Annotated in this window: 10 protein-coding genes; 3 read left to right on the forward strand and 7 right to left on the reverse strand. The window is 42.2% G+C overall.

What is annotated here, in order from left to right:
* The first annotated feature begins 10 nt into the window (after positions 1 to 10).
* Together A7968_RS00840 and A7968_RS00845 are read left to right on the forward strand one after the other, a co-directional pair.
* On the forward strand, positions 11 to 2119 hold the full coding sequence (locus A7968_RS00840) for a hypothetical protein (RefSeq protein WP_064664687.1): 2109 nt from the start codon (positions 11 to 13) through the stop codon (positions 2117 to 2119).
* Between the two features lie 114 nt (positions 2120 to 2233).
* Positions 2234 to 3739, forward strand: coding sequence for a phospholipase effector Tle1 domain-containing protein (locus tag A7968_RS00845; RefSeq protein ID WP_064664688.1), 1506 nt, complete (start codon positions 2234 to 2236; stop codon positions 3737 to 3739).
* 35 nt (positions 3740 to 3774) lie between these two features.
* On the opposite strand, the gene eat is transcribed toward A7968_RS00845, so the two are convergent.
* From eat to A7968_RS00860, 3 genes are read right to left on the reverse strand one after another with little or no spacing between them, the layout of a single operon-like run.
* Positions 3775 to 5172, reverse strand: coding sequence for an ethanolamine permease (gene eat / locus A7968_RS00850; protein WP_064664689.1), 1398 nt, complete (start codon positions 5170 to 5172; stop codon positions 3775 to 3777).
* A gap of 47 nt (positions 5173 to 5219) precedes the next feature.
* On the reverse strand, positions 5220 to 6077 hold the full coding sequence (gene eutC, locus A7968_RS00855) for an ethanolamine ammonia-lyase subunit EutC (protein ID WP_084447955.1): 858 nt from the start codon (positions 6075 to 6077) through the stop codon (positions 5220 to 5222).
* The gene (locus A7968_RS00860; RefSeq protein ID WP_064664691.1) at positions 6077 to 7480 is read right to left on the reverse strand and encodes an ethanolamine ammonia-lyase subunit EutB; all 1404 of its coding nucleotides are present in this window, start codon (positions 7478 to 7480) and stop codon (positions 6077 to 6079) included. Before A7968_RS00860 ends, eutC begins: the two co-directional genes overlap by 1 nt.
* Before the next feature lie 230 nt (positions 7481 to 7710).
* Between A7968_RS00860 and A7968_RS00865 the strand changes: the two genes are divergently transcribed.
* On the forward strand, positions 7711 to 8679 hold the full coding sequence (locus A7968_RS00865) for a helix-turn-helix domain-containing protein (RefSeq protein ID WP_064664692.1): 969 nt from the start codon (positions 7711 to 7713) through the stop codon (positions 8677 to 8679).
* Here A7968_RS00865 and A7968_RS00870 read toward each other — a convergent pair.
* The 4 genes from A7968_RS00870 to A7968_RS00885 all read right to left on the reverse strand — a co-directional run bounded on the left by A7968_RS00870 (position 8674) and on the right by A7968_RS00885 (position 17097).
* Positions 8674 to 9420 carry a substrate-binding periplasmic protein gene (locus A7968_RS00870; protein ID WP_084447957.1) on the reverse strand — a complete coding sequence of 249 codons (747 nt, stop codon included), beginning with the start codon at positions 9418 to 9420 and terminating at the stop codon, positions 8674 to 8676. The two genes, A7968_RS00865 and A7968_RS00870, sit on opposite strands and share 6 nt — an antisense overlap.
* Positions 9421 to 9566: 146 nt before the next feature.
* A complete protein-coding gene (locus tag A7968_RS00875; protein ID WP_064664694.1) occupies positions 9567 to 12194 on the reverse strand; it encodes a glycosyl hydrolase family 18 protein in 2628 nt (875 codons plus the stop codon).
* Positions 12195 to 12261: 67 nt separating this feature from the next.
* Entirely contained in the window at positions 12262 to 13857 is a 1596-nt protein-coding gene (locus tag A7968_RS00880) for a lytic polysaccharide monooxygenase (RefSeq protein WP_064664695.1), read from the reverse strand.
* A gap of 60 nt (positions 13858 to 13917) precedes the next feature.
* Positions 13918 to 17097 carry a glycosyl hydrolase family 18 protein gene (locus tag A7968_RS00885; protein ID WP_064664696.1) on the reverse strand — a complete coding sequence of 1060 codons (3180 nt, stop codon included), beginning with the start codon at positions 17095 to 17097 and terminating at the stop codon, positions 13918 to 13920.
* Between the last annotated feature and the right edge of the window lie 428 nt (positions 17098 to 17525).

Raw genomic sequence — 17525 nt, forward strand, 5'->3', positions numbered from 1 at the left:
ATTAAATTGAATGAAAAAGGGCATTTTCATAATCGTTGCAATAATTTGTTGCGCTACCTATTTGTTTATTACACAAACAAGTGCTCCAAATGAGCAACCTAGTAATGATGATAGCGCGAACCTAAAAAGCGAAGTCGTACCGCAAATCAATGAAAGCCAATCTGATAACGCATCCCCTATAGAAAAAGTACTTAAGCTTGAAAATGCAGTGCAGCAATGCCAAAAACGCCCAAATAACTATAGCGCGCAAGTAAATGAAGTTCATCAAATACTCATAAAAGCATTAAAAACAGAGTTAGCAAATGGCACATCTATTCAAACACTCCTAAGTTACTCCGATTTATATCAAACATTTTATAGCTCTTATGACGATTTATTACGTAAGGCAATCATTAGTGAGCGAAGAACTAATTATGATTTTGCACAATCAGCAGCCATTTTAGCTAAGTGGCAGGGTCTTGAAGTACTTGAAGGCTTTAATAAAGAAAAAATAGCAATGATAGTAGAGCAAATGAATACCCTTAAAAATGCTCCTGGACTAAGTATAAATATTTCATTAGCCGATAATATAAAAAAAGAAAGCCTTTACGCGCTACTTGATAATACCGACAATTTCACAACTTACTTTGAGAGTCCTTTGCACGTGCAGGGTAGCCCCGCTATTTCACCATCAATTTTATTTACTTTAAATGCCGAAAAGTTATCACTTACTGAATTTGAACAGGCAATTAGCACAAATAATTTCACTGTTAATGAAGTTGCTCTGGCGATTGAGCAAGAGATAGAAAATGACTATATTCTTGCCTTGCTAAATCAGGTTTCATCTGTCAACGATATGCCTATTTATAGCCATTTAACTAACACGGTCTTTTTTAATTTAGCCGATTTAGCAGTAAGTAAATTTAATTTACCCATCTTAAAAGCACTTAGTAATTTAGCTGTTACGCCAACTAACCAACAAGGTTTATTAACGCCTCTAGATATTGCAATTGCGAGCTTACCAAAAAGTGGCAACCTCACTTTAGGCGAATTAAATAAAAATCACACAGACATGTTAGAGCATTTAATCGCCAATGGTTACAAAGTACACGGTGGCTTTGAAAACCATGACGACATGGGTAAAGGACTGTTCTTACACAGCTCTTTTAATACGACACAAGGGATCTATATCCAACAAAATACAAATTTTGATGGGTACCAATATTTCAGCCAATTCCCCGTTGTAAAACAAAACATGTTGGCCAAATTATCCGAAACTGATAACTCTGCGGTTGCTAATGCATTAATGGAAGTAAAACAAGCTAAAACCGCCTTAAACAAACACTCTGAACAATGCCAACAGTTAACAAGCGAACTTCTTGCAGCTAAAGAGCTTAAAACCACTCGTCAAGGCTACAAAGAAGTGCGATTAATAAAACAACAATACGGCAGCGACTTTGAACATGTATTACAAAACATTGATCCCGTTCTAGTTAACTATTGGTGGAATAGCTTAAGATTTTCTCTTGAAACAGGCCCTGCAAATGAAAACGATAGCCAGTTTATCGGGGCTTTAGCTAACCAAGAATTACAAAAAGCATATGAATATAGTCTTGCCCACCCTTTGAGCCAAGGGGAAACTGATTACCTGTTCAAGCAACTAACCATAGCCCCTAACGATTTAATAGCGATCTGGAATAATCGTGTATTGGCTAAACAACCTACAACGCTAATAGCGCTGCAAAGAATCCCTCTTAAGCAATGGCAGCAACTTGCAATCGCAGGCTTTGATTTTTCGCTGACAGATATCCATGGCAACGATGCTTATTTAACTGCAGCCTCCATTTCAAGCGATGCAGTAAAGTTTTTAATTGATAAAAATATTCCTACAGACTCGCAAAAGCTTGGTGTAGATACACTCGATTTAGCATTAGAACAAAGCTATAAAAACGCTTCAGTTAGCACATTATTGCCACTGGCTTTAAAGTTGACTAAAAACTTTGAGCAGAATCATTTTGCACGCATGGCTCGATTAAGAACGTTTTATCCTGATATTTATAATCAAATCATTACTGAAAATCCAGCGCTAAAACCAGCCAAAGATACTGAGTTAAATCACTATTTATTTAAATACCATTAGGGCCATGTCAACGGACGCATTCGCAGCATCAATAAATCATTACTTTTAATATTGTCTTCAAATTTTAATATTTCCCCTGTAAATTAGGAGAAACCAACTAAAAGGAATGATGCTATGACGGCTAAAACGCTGATTTTCAACTTTGATGGTACCGGCAGTGAGCCCCGTGATGCTGAGCAGTTCAGTTCTGCACATTTTAAAGAAGACGCCAGTATCTCTAATATTCTCAAGCTACACTTACTATTTGGCGGTAGCTTAAATTTAGCACCCACTACCGTGTTTAGCTCTCAACTTAGCTTTTATTATCAAGGAATTGGCACTAAAGGAAGTCGTTTAAAGCGATTACTTAATCAAACCCTAGCCCCACGCGATGATGACGTAGCCAGTATTTTAAAGCATGCGATCAACGATTTTAAGCAACACTACCAGCTAGGTGATACAGTATTACTTACAGGTTTTAGTCGCGGTGCAGCACTTGCGAGGCGTTTTGCAAAGTGCTTAGAACCACTAATAAGTAATAGTATCTATTTATGTGTATTTGATACCGTTGCATCCATTGGTTTATCCAAGGTTACCAAGGCCACCCGTGGCGCTGAGCACGTTATTTTTGAAAACCATACTTTAGCCACGAATATTGACCAAGCCTTGCATTGTGTCGCATTAGATGAAAAACGCCGTGCATTTGAACCCACACTTATCAACCACCAAAACAATGCACAAGAAGTGTGGTTTGCAGGGGCTCACTCTGATATTGGCGGTGGTTATTATCGAGATGGCTTAGCCGATATCTGCTTACGTTTTGCAATGGAATGGTTACTGGAGCAGCCCCTCTCTCTTGCTTTTTTAACAAGCCAAGCAATTGATTATTCATCGCTATTTCCTGGAGGTCACAACAGCGTAATTGCGCAAGATGATATGACCATCACTCCTGATCCATTAGCATTAAGTCATCAACAAAATTACTTTTGGTTTAATCCTTTATTTAAATTAATTGATCGAGAATGCACAGTATTAGTCGATGATGAGCAAAGTAAATTGCTGCCAACTATCCACCACAGTGTTGCTACCCGTATTAATAAATTGACCAGCTATCGCCCAGAGTCAATTAAAAATCTTGCTTACCAACTGCTATATGCCGACCAAAGCACGCTTGAGTTTAATGGCTTATCTGCGCATATCGCACTACAAAACCAAAATATGTCGGTGCTGCAAATTGGTCAAAACCAAGACGTATTGGTATATGCCTCAGAACAATACAATGCGACAGGGCTGATGCTAGAGCAAGGCGCAACTTATCGGTTTAGCCCTTACCCCGAGCAACTTTGGTATGACGATGGCGTAAAATGCGGACCGCAAGGCTGGCATCGAGACAACCTGCAACTAGGGGTTAAAGAGATCCCGATGGCTTTACTTGAACCGTTTAGGCGCCTACCTCATGCCAACTGGTTTGCCTTAATCGGTGCTATCGCCCAAAGTGATAATGATGCATTTGAAATTGCTGATGGCGGCGACTTTAAAATGACCCATTCAGGTGAGTTCACACCATTTGCAAATGATTTAATGCGTTTTTACGGGGCAAACGCTGGGCGAATAAAAATTAATGTAACTCGACTTGGGTAATTAGTAGGCCGTATAAACGGCCTACTAAAAGCATATCATTTTGTTGCAAGATCTGCTTCAGCTTGTGCAAGCATCGCAAACTCTTCATCTGCACTGTGCGCAACTAAGTGCCTGTTACTGTAAGCAAAATAATAAATAGCGCCAATCAAAAATAGCACCACTGTAAATAAAAACGCCCTAGGGTCAAATGCATACACGCCTGTTAATGCCACCAAGGATAAAATCAGTGCCACCGATGAGGTGACCACACCACCGGGAGTTTTATAAGGGCGGACGAGTTCAGGTTGTTTGATGCGCAACAAAATATGGCTTAACGCCATTAACGCATAGGAAACCGTTGCTCCCACCACAGCCATTGCTAACATTAAATCACCTTCGCCACTTAACGATGCTATAAAACCAAACACTCCCGGTACAATCAATGCTCGCGCTGGCACTTTTCGTGCTGTGGTAACTGACAAGTTTTTTGGAAAATATCCAGCTCTTGAAAGTGCAAATACAAGGCGACTATACCCATAAATAATCGAAAAGAACGATGCCACTAATCCCGCTAAACCAAGTATATTGACTAGGGTCGCCAAGTTTGGATTATCTGTTACGTTTAGGGCATCAACTAACGGCACCGCACTTGCTCCCATTGCACTGGCGCCAGCCGCTGCGGGGATCAATACGACAACTAACAACGCGGTAAATAATAAAAACAGCATGGCACCGATGATCCCTTTTGGTACATCTTTGCCAGGATCTTTTGCTTCTTCTGCCGCAAGCGGTACACCTTCAACCGCCAAAAATAACCACATTGCAAATGGTAAAGCAGCCCACACGCCATACCAACCGAATGGCAAGAATTCAGAAGCACCCACCGCATCAGTCATAGCTATATCAAACAAACGTGAAGCATCAAAATGTGTGATCAGTGCGATCGCGGTGGCAATAATCGCAAAAATAGCTAAACCACTTATCACCATCATAACTTTTAGCGCTTCACCCACCCCCGCTAAATGAATACTAATGAACACAATGTAAAACAATGCATATACCCACGGACCATTAAAACCTAAGAGCGCTTCAACTGCTGAGCCAATAAAAATAACAATCGCTGCAGGCGCTAATGCATATTCGATTAACACTGCCAAACCAGTTAGATAACCACCAGCGGGGCCCATCGCTTGGCGCGCAAAACTATATCCTCCCCCCGATGCAGGGATCGCCGCAGACATCTCTGCCAATGATAACACCAAGGTTAAATACATCACAGCCATTAACACCGTAGCCACTGCAAAACCACCCCAACCAGCTTCTGCAATACCAAAATTCCAACCTGCAAAATCACCCGATATCACATAGGATACGCCTAATCCTGCGAGTAAAATCCAACCTGCTGAGCCTCGTTTTAACTGTCTTTTTGCAAGGTACTCTTTATTATCTGACATTTTATTCTCCTGCTGTTTTTATTGTAACTATCTATTTTCGTTATGCTTTATTCTGAGAGTAAAAAGTTTTTAGTGTGGATTTGGTGCTCTATCACATCATCTTGGCTACGATCTTTTAATCCCACCCCTGACAGGTTTAAGCGCCGTGCTTCTTGTAAAAGGTATAAAGTACGTTGTGCTGCATCTTGGTAAGAGAGCCCCGCTGGGCGAATATTAGAAATGCAGTTACGGCTTGCATCATTAAGGCCTGCCTTTGGCTGCCAGGTTAAATACAACCCTAAACTATCAGGCGAACTTAAACCCGGGCGCTCACCAATTAATACCACCACCACCTTGGCATTCAATAACTGTCCTATATCATCACCAATCGCAACCCGCCCTTGCTCTACTAACGTAAATGGCGCCAAACGCCATGCTTGAGGCTGCTCATTAAGTAATACGAGTAACTGCTTAATGAAGGCGGTGGCATTTTTTTGCACCGCTAAAGACGATAAACCATCGACAATCGTAATAGCGATATCATGTTGATGTAGCGCACCAGCACTAACATTACTCATAAAATCAGTTAACTTATCGCGCGACGCTATATCCAATTTTCGGCCTAAATCAGGGCGCTGCAAATAATGGCTTCTATCTACAGCTTGACTGTGTAATTGCAGCACTGATTCACCAAAAGGCTGTAACTGCTCACTCAATGCTGCGAAATCCAACGGAAAATTCACCGCATCACGCGCTTGAGCATGACTAAGCTGAAATGCCAACATTTCGTTTGTCGGTAAACTAATACCAGCCCGACCTAAGCCAATACGAGCATCGGTGAAGCGCCGTAACTCCCGCCAAGGGTTATCTACAACTTTACCGTTATCTTTGTGTTGCTTTATGCCTTTAGAGGCTGAATTACTCATCACTGCCCACCTGATATAGCTTTTAAAGAACGCGCAAATTGCGACGGTAGCGTGTCAGCCAATATATGCTGCTTTGTATCAGTCATAATGTTCATTTTTGCTAACCATAGCTCAAATTCTGGCGCAGCACGCAGACCAAGTACTCGCCTTGCATATAGTGCGTCATGAAAAGAAGTGGTTTGATAATTAAGCATAATATCGTCAGAACCAGGAATTCCCATCACAAATGAGCATCCGGCAACGCCAAGTAAAGTCAGTAAATTATCCATGTCATTTTGATCTGCTTCAGCATGATTGGTGTAACACACGTCACACCCCATAGGCACGCCTAGTAATTTGGCGCAAAAATGATCTTCAAGGCCAGCTCGGGTAATTTCTTTACCATCAAATAAATATTCAGGGCCAATAAAACCCACGACCGTATTGACTAATAGTGGTTTAAATTTGCGTGCGACAGCATAGGCACGTGTTTCGCAGGTTTGTTGATCTAAGCCATGATGGGCATTAGCAGACAAGGAACTGCCTTGCCCTGTTTCAAAATACATAACGTTGTCGCCTACAGTGCCACGCTTTAAACTAAGCGCTGCGGCTTGTGCTTCAGCAAGAGTATTTAAATTAAAGCCAAAACTACTGTTTGTGGCTTCTGTGCCACCAATAGATTGAAAAACTAAATCAACCGGAGCACCGGCATTAATACATTCGATAGTATTGGTTACATGTGTGAGTACACAGCTTTGCGTTGGTATTTGATATTTTTCAATAACCTCGTCCATTAACTGCATCAGCTTAATCGCTTGGGCAACATTGTCAGTGGCAGGGTTGATACCGATCACAGCATCGCCACTGCCATACAGCAATCCATCTAAAATACTGGCAGCGATGCCATTGACATTATCAGTAGGGTGATTGGGCTGTAAACGGGTTGATAAATGCCCAGGCAAACCTATGGTATTTCTAAATGCAGTTGTTACATGACACTTTTTGGCCACTAAGATCAAATCTTGATTGCGCATTATCTTACTTACCGCAGCAGCCATCTCCGGTGTAATACCTGCTCTTATCGCAGTGAGAACACTGCTTGTAGCATGATCGCTCAACAACCAATTGCGAAAATCTCCCACCGTTAAATGCGCGATTGGAGCAAATGCATTTTTATCATGTTCATCTATTATTAAACGGGTAATTTCATCATCTTCATAGGGGATCAGCGCATCGTTTAAAAATGTTTTTAAAGGCACTTCTGCCAAGGTCATTTGCGCAACCGCACGCTCCTCAGCGCAACTAGCACTGACTCCTGCTAAACTGTCACCAGAACGCTTGGGAGTTGCTTTAGCCATTAATTGCGCAAGACTTTCAAATTGATATGTTTTACTTCCGAGCGTGTAACGGTACGATTTACTCATAAACTACCTTGCTGACAAAATGTGTGTTAAAGAGGTTAGGCATGGCGATTGCTTCAAATAAAATAGCAACTAAATCCATGCGACAACTCTTTTAAGGTAGCGTATTGCATACCAAGCAACTATCAAGTTTTGGCAAACCTTACTAAACCAATAATAATCAATTAGTTATAGCGTTAATTTAATAGGGAAATTTTACTCGCAATAAATAACCAGAGGTACAATGCGCAACGATGCAACATAATTTACTGACTAACGCACCAACCAAGTGCACTTTAACAACCACAGATGTGGATCAGCAGGCGGATAATCTGACCAATTGGCAGCAAAAGTATGACCAAGTCAGTGATGGCTGCTTTTATGGCTGTATTGATGAAGTCGCTTTTAATGACTTGCAAGTATTTAAAGAGTTTACTCAGCGTGCGTTACGACAGCAGTGTAAAGTGTGGCCTAATGCGTTATGGCTTGGTATTCCTGCACATTCGCAACAGAGTAAAATAAATGGTCTCAGCATCGCTGAAAATCAACTGATGTGCCGGCCAAGTGATTGTAATTTTGAGCTGATCACCCCTGAGCAGTTTAATATTTATGGCATGGTGATCAACCAAGATGCATTGCAGCAAATTGCCCAGCAACAAGGACTGTCACTATTAGGAATAACTAACCAAGGTTCACCTCGTATAACCACATCACATCAAGCCGTGATCCGCGCTCGCCAATGCATTGAACAGGTAATTTATGCTCACGGCTGTGGCGCCAGTGCAGCTCTACAGCATGATATTTTATTGAACTTGGTACTGCAGCTATTACAATCAAAGCAGCCGCAGCAAAAAGTAACCCCCAGCTATAAGCACCGTAAACTGGTTGTCGATAGAGCTAAAGAATTTATTGTTAATCACCCTGACAATGTGGTGACTATTACTCAATTGTGTGAATTTACATATGTATGTCGACGTACCTTGCAATACAGTTTTGAAACGATTTTAGGCATTAACCCGCTGCGCTTTTTACGTATCACGCGGCTTAACCAAATTCGCCGTGAATTGAGTGATCCGCAAATAAATAAGCCTATTGCTACGGTTGCAGCTAACTGGGGTTTTTGGCACCCTGGGCAGTTTGCTAAAGACTATAAACAACTATTTGGCGAAAATCCTTCACAGACACTTAAACGTGCTCAGCTCTTTGGCCGTGAAAATTTATAATTTAAGCGTATAGCTGGCTATAATTTTTTCTATCTCAGCTTGCACATTAATAATCGCGCTGTTAATTGCGTGCATGTTTTCAATCGTGACTGTTTTTTTACTGAGCATAAAATGAATTGGATTATCGTGAATAACATAAGGGTGCAGTGTAATACCGGTGATTTCCTCTTGCCTGATAAGATACTGGCCTGATATTTCATCGTCTATCATAAAATCGACCCGTTTTGCTTTTAACATATGCAGCCGGTGCGAGAGCAGAGGCACGCGAACAATTGACTCTTTGTTGTCACTCGTTTGGCTTAATTGTTCAAACTCTTTACCGTAATAGCCACCATTATTAACCGCTATAGTTTTATCTTTTGCTAATAATTCAGCTAAACTGTGTGTTAAGTATCTGGGATCTTCATACCAAAACAACCGCATTCTCTCGCGTCTGTAAGGCGTTGAAAAATGACTATATTGCGCTCTTTGTTGGGTAAAGCTGGCAGCAGATAATACATCAACGCGCCCTTTTTCTAGCTCAACTAAGCCACGTTTTGAGGTTGGAAAGCGTACAAAATAACTGCAAAAACCAGCTTCTGTTAACACTAATCGGCTAATATCAATATCTATCCCAGTCAGAGCCTGATCGCCATCAAAAACAAAAGGTGGCCAAGGTAACACAACGCCTACACGTAGCGTTTTTTCACAACTAGCCGCGACTGGGCTTAATAATACGAGTAGTAAATATAGATACTTGATAAATACAACCTGATTACTTAATGAAAGGTGTTTTTATAGTATGGGACATCCCTTGCAAAAAACAAAAAAAGCAGCTCGAAAGCTGCTTTAAAATCGGAGTACTACTTTAACTTAGGGCCTAAGAGTAGGCTCAGGCCACAATTAAATTAAAGTGCTTTCCATACATCCGCTGCGCCTGGCTCATCTCCTTGAGTCCACCACTTCGCTTGGAATTTTGCTCCCTGATGTGTTACTTCATCACCTGTATTATAAACACCAGCTGATTGCCATACCGCACTACCCGTTTCATCTGTAGGTTGCGTTGTTGCTTCCCATACTCCGCCTAAATCAGGACGATCACCTTGTGTCCACCACTTAGCTGTGTATGTTACACCGTTATAAACAACCGTATCGCCACCAACATATACTTGGCTCGCATCCCATGTGCCGGTAGGTGGCGTTGTAGTATCAGTGTTAGTCACAGTAACGGTAAAGCTTTGTATGCTGGTCAATTGACCGTCACTTACCACAACAGAAACTGTCAGGTTAGTATCTGCATCAACTGCGCCTGCCATTAAGCTTACATTCGCACCGCTGCCAGTTAATGTAAGGCCTGCAGGTACATTCCATGTGTAAGTCAGTGCATCATTTTGTGCATCAGTTGCTACTACAGCGACACTCGCTGATGTACCTTCTTCAATCGCGATATCAGCAAGTGCATCAACTACAGGAGCCGTGTTGTCGCCACCTGAATTAGGCGCAATCACATTAACTACCACGTTTTTGCTTACAGTCGCTTTACCATCAGTAACGCTAACTGTTGCCGTAAACTGGCTATCTTGTGTTACAGCAGGTGCTGTAATTGCAAGCGTGTTTGTTGCCCCGCCAGATACGGTAAGCTCTGCTGCTGCAGTCCAAGAGAATGTAAGTGCGTCATTATCAGCATCTGTTGCCGTTGCACTAACTGACACTGATTCACCAGCATTAACTGTCACTGAGCTTTGTACGCTTAACACTGGCTTTTGGTTAATTGGTTGAACAACACCACCTAAACCATCGTGCATTGCATTTAGAATATCGCCATTATCAGCATCGATTTCCCACGCAAATAAACCACCTAGGTTATGCTGATTAACGTAAGCACCTTTAGCAAGTACTGATTCACGGCTATCATATGTGATTAGTTTACCGGTTGAACGATTCCAAACATACGCAGCTTGTGCTTGGTCATCGTAACCAACTTCAAAACCATTTACGCCAGTGCCAGATGCACCAATCATATGCGTTTTAATACCTTTATAATCAATAACACCGTCTTCCCACACACCTTGCGCTGTTGAGCCTGTTAACGGGCCAGAGCCAGTTGCAGTCATTGGGTTACCGTCAATAGTTGTGCCTGTTGGATAAACACCTTCCCAACCACGGCCATACATAGCAGCACCAACAACGATTTTCTTCGATGGTACATTTTGCGCTAGTAATAATTGTACGGCGTTATCTGTGGTATAAGCAGGGCCTTTACGTGGCTCGCCATTTTCATCCACACCGGTACCATTACATTGACCTGCACTCATGTGCTCACCGCAATAAAGCGCAGTTTGATGACCCGTCACGCCGCTCCATGCGCCGTAGAAGTCATAGGTCATGGCAAAGATGTAATCCATGTATTGACTAGCTGCTTGATAGTCAACATCTTCTATTTTATCGTAACCTGCACCAATCGCTGATGTTAGCTCGTAAGTACGGCCTGTTTCAGCTTCAAGTTTATCAAGCATCGCACGAAGTTCTTGCATTAGAGCAACATACGCAGGACCATCATTCACTGGGTCGCCAATATCTGGGTTCGGGCCATCGCCACCTGGGAATTCCCAATCGATATCAACACCATCGTAAAATTTCCACGTTCTTAAGAACTCTTCCATTGATGCTACAAAGGTGTCGCGGTTTGCTTTATTAGTAAACCCACCAAATGGGTCTGATAATGTCCAGCCGCCCACTGACGGTAAAATTTTCAGATCAGGGTAACGCTGTTTAAGCGCCATTAACTGTGAGTAAGTACCACGGATTGGATCGTTCGCGTCCACACCTGGTAATGCTTTTTGTACAGCAGCCCAAGGATCGTGAATAACCACTTCATAATCAGCAGAGCCTGCACAGGCAGTTTCAAGTGCACGCTTAGGACCACCTGATAATGATGCATTTTCACCACAAATTGGAATAAAGCCATATAGAATGTGGCTTAAGTTTTGTGCTGGAATATTTGTTACGTCATAATCACGACCGTAAATACCCCACTCCACAAAATAAGCACCTGTTACTAAGCCTTGCTTAATACCAATATCACGGTTATTAGGATCATAGTCCATCGGCAATGGCGCTAAATGGCCACCGTCTGTATCAGCGATAACAATGGCCTTACCTTCACTTCGCGCACAGGTAGTCCCGCCTTCACATAGCTCAACATACATAGTATGACGACCCGCTTTATCATACGGGAACGAAATGGTGCCTGTTTTTGATCCAGCAGCAAGTGGCCCTTCGTTTACTAACATATCGTCAAAGTAAACTTTATAGCTATCACCGCCGTCGCCGCTCCAAGCACTCCATTTTATGTTAATGCTAACCTGCTCTACACGTGTAACAAGTTGCTTATAAGAACCATTACCTTCAAGGTCTACCTCAACAAATGAATATTGTTGTGGTTCCCAGCTGATGCTTGGAGTAGATGGTGCAGCAGATACTGAACTGGCAAATAAAGCAACACCAATGGCTGCGGTTAACTGTTTGATATTCATATTTCTCTCTTATCCATTATTAATGTAATTATTTAATAAGTTTGAACTACAAAACTTAGGCTTCTAATTAAAGTTTCGTCCATACATTGGCTTGTCCAGGTGTATCACCTTGAGTCCACCATTTAGCGCTATAGCGCTGTCCTTGATACGTTACTTCGGCGCCAGCTTGATACGCTTTGCCTTTACTCCAGTCATTGCTTACGTCTGCAGTCGATGTTCCTTGCCACGCATTAGAGACGTCAGGTTGTTCGCCTTGACTCCACCATTTAGCGGTGTAAACAACACCTTGAAAACTCGCTTGATCACCCGCCTGATAAACCGCACTGCTACTCCAAGGCGCAACAATAGGATCAGTGATAACGCTGTCATTTACGGTAACGGTAAAACTGGTTTCGGTACTTAGTTGACCATCCGATACCGACACTGAAACGGTGTAATCTGTATTAGTCGATACTTCAGGAGCAGTAATGACAATATTGGCATCACCGCCAGTGAAGCTCAGTGGTGCAGGCACTGACCAGCTGTAAGTCAATTGTGTTTGTTCATCATCAAATGCATGTAGATGCAAAGTGGTACTGCTGTTTTCATCCACCACCAAATTATCTGGTGTATGTACGATAGGCGCTGTATTACTCGGCGCTGCTTGTACACTTAATGTGTAGGTGTAGTTTGCATTACTGCTATAAACTTGATTAGTTAGTACATCATTACTATTAAATACCACTTCACCGGCTTGATTTTGCACACCAATTTGCACTAAGTGGGCGTAATCTAAGTTCAATTGTGCAGCGAGTACTTGTTGCCAATTTGCTTGGTTTTCAGTCGTGATTTTTAACTGCTGATTAATCACTTCTTGGCCATTTTCATCAAACAAACGTGCCCAAACACTCTCACCAGCAATGGCATCCTGTCCTTGGCGAACAAAATAACCGACACTTGTCCAAACACTCGGATCGGTTGGGCCTGCATCGGTAACAATGGTTATATCGCTACAGTTATAAAAACCTTCACCCACCACATCGTTACGTTGCCAGCGGCTATACAAAATGGCATCGCCGCTGCGCCCTTGTGGGATAGCAACACTCATTTCGTAATAGCGTTTTCCATCTGTATCTTTAATCACTTCAATATTGTCATGATCTTGAACCAGCTCTAGATCAGCCCATGTCAATACATCGGTTGCCGTATTAAAACTGGGTTTGGTTAAGTAAAACTGCCAAAAGCTTGGGTTATGCGGCGTTGCTGCAAGGTAGCGAATTTGAATATCACCATTGGCATTAGGCACCACGTCACTACGTTGCCAATGCGGAGAAGGTAAATCCATACCGCGTTTCGCATTGTCACCACCGGCGCATAAAGAGCCATTAGGTACACTAGCCTCTACTGCCGCTTGATTTAAATAGTCTGGTGTATTAACTGAAAATTCAATATCTTGCACAAACTGTACTGTGCCAGATTCTAAAAATGCTGCACGGCATGCTAAATTTGGAATATTAGTGCCATCTTCAGGCCACCAGTAACCGCCATCCGCTTGGCAAATAGCTTGGCGTGCTTTCGGACTGTCCATATAGCCGTGTGCGTTTACATCCGTAGGCATTAGCGTTAGTAACACGCTACTTGCTACTGCTGATAGCGATAATGTTTTTAATTTAATTGATGTCATTGTGTTGTCCTTAAAAACGCAAATTTAGGGGTAATTCAATACCCCTATTTTGTTAATTACTTACAAGCTGCAACTCTTCGTCCAATCAGCCGTTGTACCTGGCTCTGAACTTGTCCACCACTTCGCTTTATAAACCGCGTTGTTATGAACCATTAAGTCACCACCTGTGGCATGACTTGTATTGCCAGCCCAATCTGTTTGTGGGAAGTTTGGATAAACAGCTATTGCAGTAACGGCTACACCTTCACACGTGCCTGAGGTATCGCCACCACCATTGCCAGTGCCGGGATCTGTTGTGTTACCACCACCAGTTGTACCGTCTGGAAGTTGTGGGTACTCAAATTTGAATGCGTAAACTTTGCCGTCTTTTTCGATAGTAAAGTTACTAGGGCCTGTAATTGGCATGTAATACATCACTTGCGCATTCACTGTTTTGCCAGCACTAAAGTCTTTTGGCTGACCGCCCCACTCATTGTTAAGCGTAATTGAAAAACGATGGAACTCGTTCTCGTAACCGCCCATATTATTACCTGCAGCGTTAGAGCCATCCACTTCTACTGCCATGCCCAGTTTTTCTTGGGCATTCCAGTTAGATTTGAAAATTGCAGAGGTCGATACCGGCACATCAAATGAAATTTTCGCACCACTTAAATCAAGGCTAGAATTATTAGTAAACGCAAAGGTCGGACTAATTGGGTAGTTATCATCGCCAACTGGGAAGTCTTTTGCCGCAAATGTTACATCTACAGCTTCCGTTGGTACTACAAAGTTTGGGTTACCTGGATGGGTGTCATACGCCACACCGCTTTGGTTAAACTTGTCATAAGCGAGCGTCGTTAAAGTAGAGCCCATAAAGTACTCACCTTTTGCCGCATCAAAAGCATAGTCACCAGCAAGTTCCCAGAACATGATGCCACCAAGACCATTGTTGATCACATAGTCAAGTTTTGTTGCCATTGACTGTTCATCTTCAATCGATAGGAATACTTTTTTCTCTGCATTCCATAACCACGGTGCAACTGCAACATCATCGTAATGACGAGTATATGTACCCGTTAATTGATCATCTGGATCGGTATCAGGTGTTAAACCATAAACACCTAAGTACGAACCAACAATGCCATTTTCAAGATTTTTAACATGCCATAATGGGTTTGAACCTGCTGGCATCTCTTGCCCTGCATCGTTCTTATCATGCCAAAGGTTATCAATCCCTAATGCACCATTACCACATTTGTTCTTTTCACCAACGCCAGTGCCTTTAGCACATTCAGCTTGATTTGGCAGTGCCGCTTGGCCCCATAAACCATTAGTGCCACCGCTTACGTCTTTAAAGCCACGAGTATAATATGGTAGACCAATGTTGATCCGTCCAGCAGATACTGCACCACGGAAGTAACGTACTGCCCAATCGGTATTTAAATAACCAATACCTTCAAATTCAGCCGTCGAATACACACCCCATTGCGCAAGCTCAGAGTCTAAACCTGTGTCAAACAAGGCAGCATTGTGACCAACATGTGAGTTCCATGCACCATGTAAGTCGTAAGACATGATGTTTACGTAATCTAAGTATTTAACTGTTTGGAATGTTTCCATTCCACGTAGTAGGTAGCCTGAAGATGGCGATGCAATCGTAAGTAGGTAATGTTTACCAGCGGCTTCACCGGCACGATCTAGTTCTTCACGAAGCTTTTTCATCAACACTTGGTAAGACGCGTTTAAACCAGCGCGACGTGCATTTGAAATTGGGAAATCATCAGGATGACCTGAGTCTTTCATTGACGATGGATATTCATAATCGATATCAACACCGTCAAAACCATATTTTTCAATGAATTCAACAGAGCTTTTTGCAAATGCATCAATGCCAGCTTGGTTTACTGAGCCATCGGCATTGGTTGTCATAGTATAAAAACCACCACTTTCAACACGGCCCGTTTCATCAAAGTAACCACCGGTTTCCGCCCAACCACCAACAGAAACTAATGTTTTTACATGAGGATGTTGTTTTTTAAATTTATTTAATAGATTGAAGTGACCTTTATAAGCGAAGCTTGGGTCCATTTCTGCGCCTGTGACACCTGGCCATTCCATATTGGTAGCGGGGTTGCCTGCGGCATTAGGATCACCGATTGACACTTTATTATTGGCATCTACGTGGGCAAATGCATAATTGATGTGGGTAATTTTATCCCATGGAATATCGTTTACTAAGTAGCTAGGTTGACCATTTGCGCCATTACGCCAGCTAGTAAAGTAACCAATCACACGACGAGGATGATCAGCGCCCATGATCTCACGACCATTGCGGTCATAAACTGTACAATATGGTGTATTGACGCCCGGTGTTTGATATAAACCTTGTGGACGACAATCAGTGCCTGTTACAGGCCCGGTGTTTTCTTCAACCACAGTAAGTACTTTCGATACTTGCGCTGTTGCACCTTCGTTATCGGTCACTGTTAACGTAAACGTGACTTGTCCTAATGCGCTTGCTTGCCATGCGTAGCTACTAGATGCCGTACTTGCTTGATGTACGTCAGTGCCATTAGCTGCAAAGCTTAATCCCGTTACTTGACCATCGCTATCAGTACCTGATAACGCAAATACCACTTGAGAGCCAACAATCAATTGATCTGGCAAAGTGCTAAATGAGATAGTCGCCACAGGTGCTTGATTAACTGGATCTACTACAACCTCAGACACACTGATGGTATTAATTACTTGTGTTGATGTGGCCCCTTTATCATCAGTTGCTACAGCACTGATCTGATGCGAACCCGCCAAAGCCTGCCAGTTCGTTGTAAACGGTGCCGAGCTATCAACAGCGACAGAACTTCCATCAACAAAAAACTCAACAGATGCAACAGCGCCATCAGCATCAGTTGCTTGCGCACTAATGACAACGCTGTCTTTGTCGTTAAATAAAGAATTATTCGCCGGTGTTAACGAAGTGATTACTGGCACTTGGTTTTCTGTGACAGCGCTGTCACAAGCACCCAAAAGTTTCCACTCTTGGTATTGACCAGCATTCTCTACCGGGTTTGACTGTGTCCACCATTTAGCTTCATACGCACTATCTTGTGCTTGTACTTGGCTGCCACCGGTGTGTGTTTGACCTGCTTGCCACTGTGTTAATGCAGTACAATCGATCGCTGCATGCGCACTTAAGCCAACAAAACTTAGTGACAATACACTTAGCTTAAACGCATTTTTTATTATCATTTGTGAGCTCATCAGCTCCTCCGCCCAGGGTTGAAATATAACATTAATTTTACAATTCAGTTTTAAAAGTATCATAGTTTCCACACACGTCAACTTAATTTAAACAGTTGAGTACTGAAAACAGGTATTTTAATAGTAAAAAACAACTACAAAACCACTCTTAACTAGCTATTTATTATTAAATAAAAACACCCAGTGTAAAGAATGGGTAATTTCGCACATAAAACATGAACACAAGGTTAATTTATAGTTAAAACATTAAAGGCGAGTATTTAAGCGGCGCGCAGCCCTTTTACGGGAACGTAAAGTGGAACGAAAATGAATAAAAATTAAAAATTATGGGCTATATAACCACAAAACCCCGCTTAGAAAAAAATTATCTAAGCGGGGTTTTGTTAAAATTGACAAGCTTGCTATTTTTGTAAAAAACTCAAAAGCCC

It is taken from the genome of Pseudoalteromonas prydzensis (assembly GCF_001661495.1).
In the GTDB taxonomy this organism is placed as follows: domain Bacteria; phylum Pseudomonadota; class Gammaproteobacteria; order Enterobacterales; family Alteromonadaceae; genus Pseudoalteromonas; species Pseudoalteromonas prydzensis.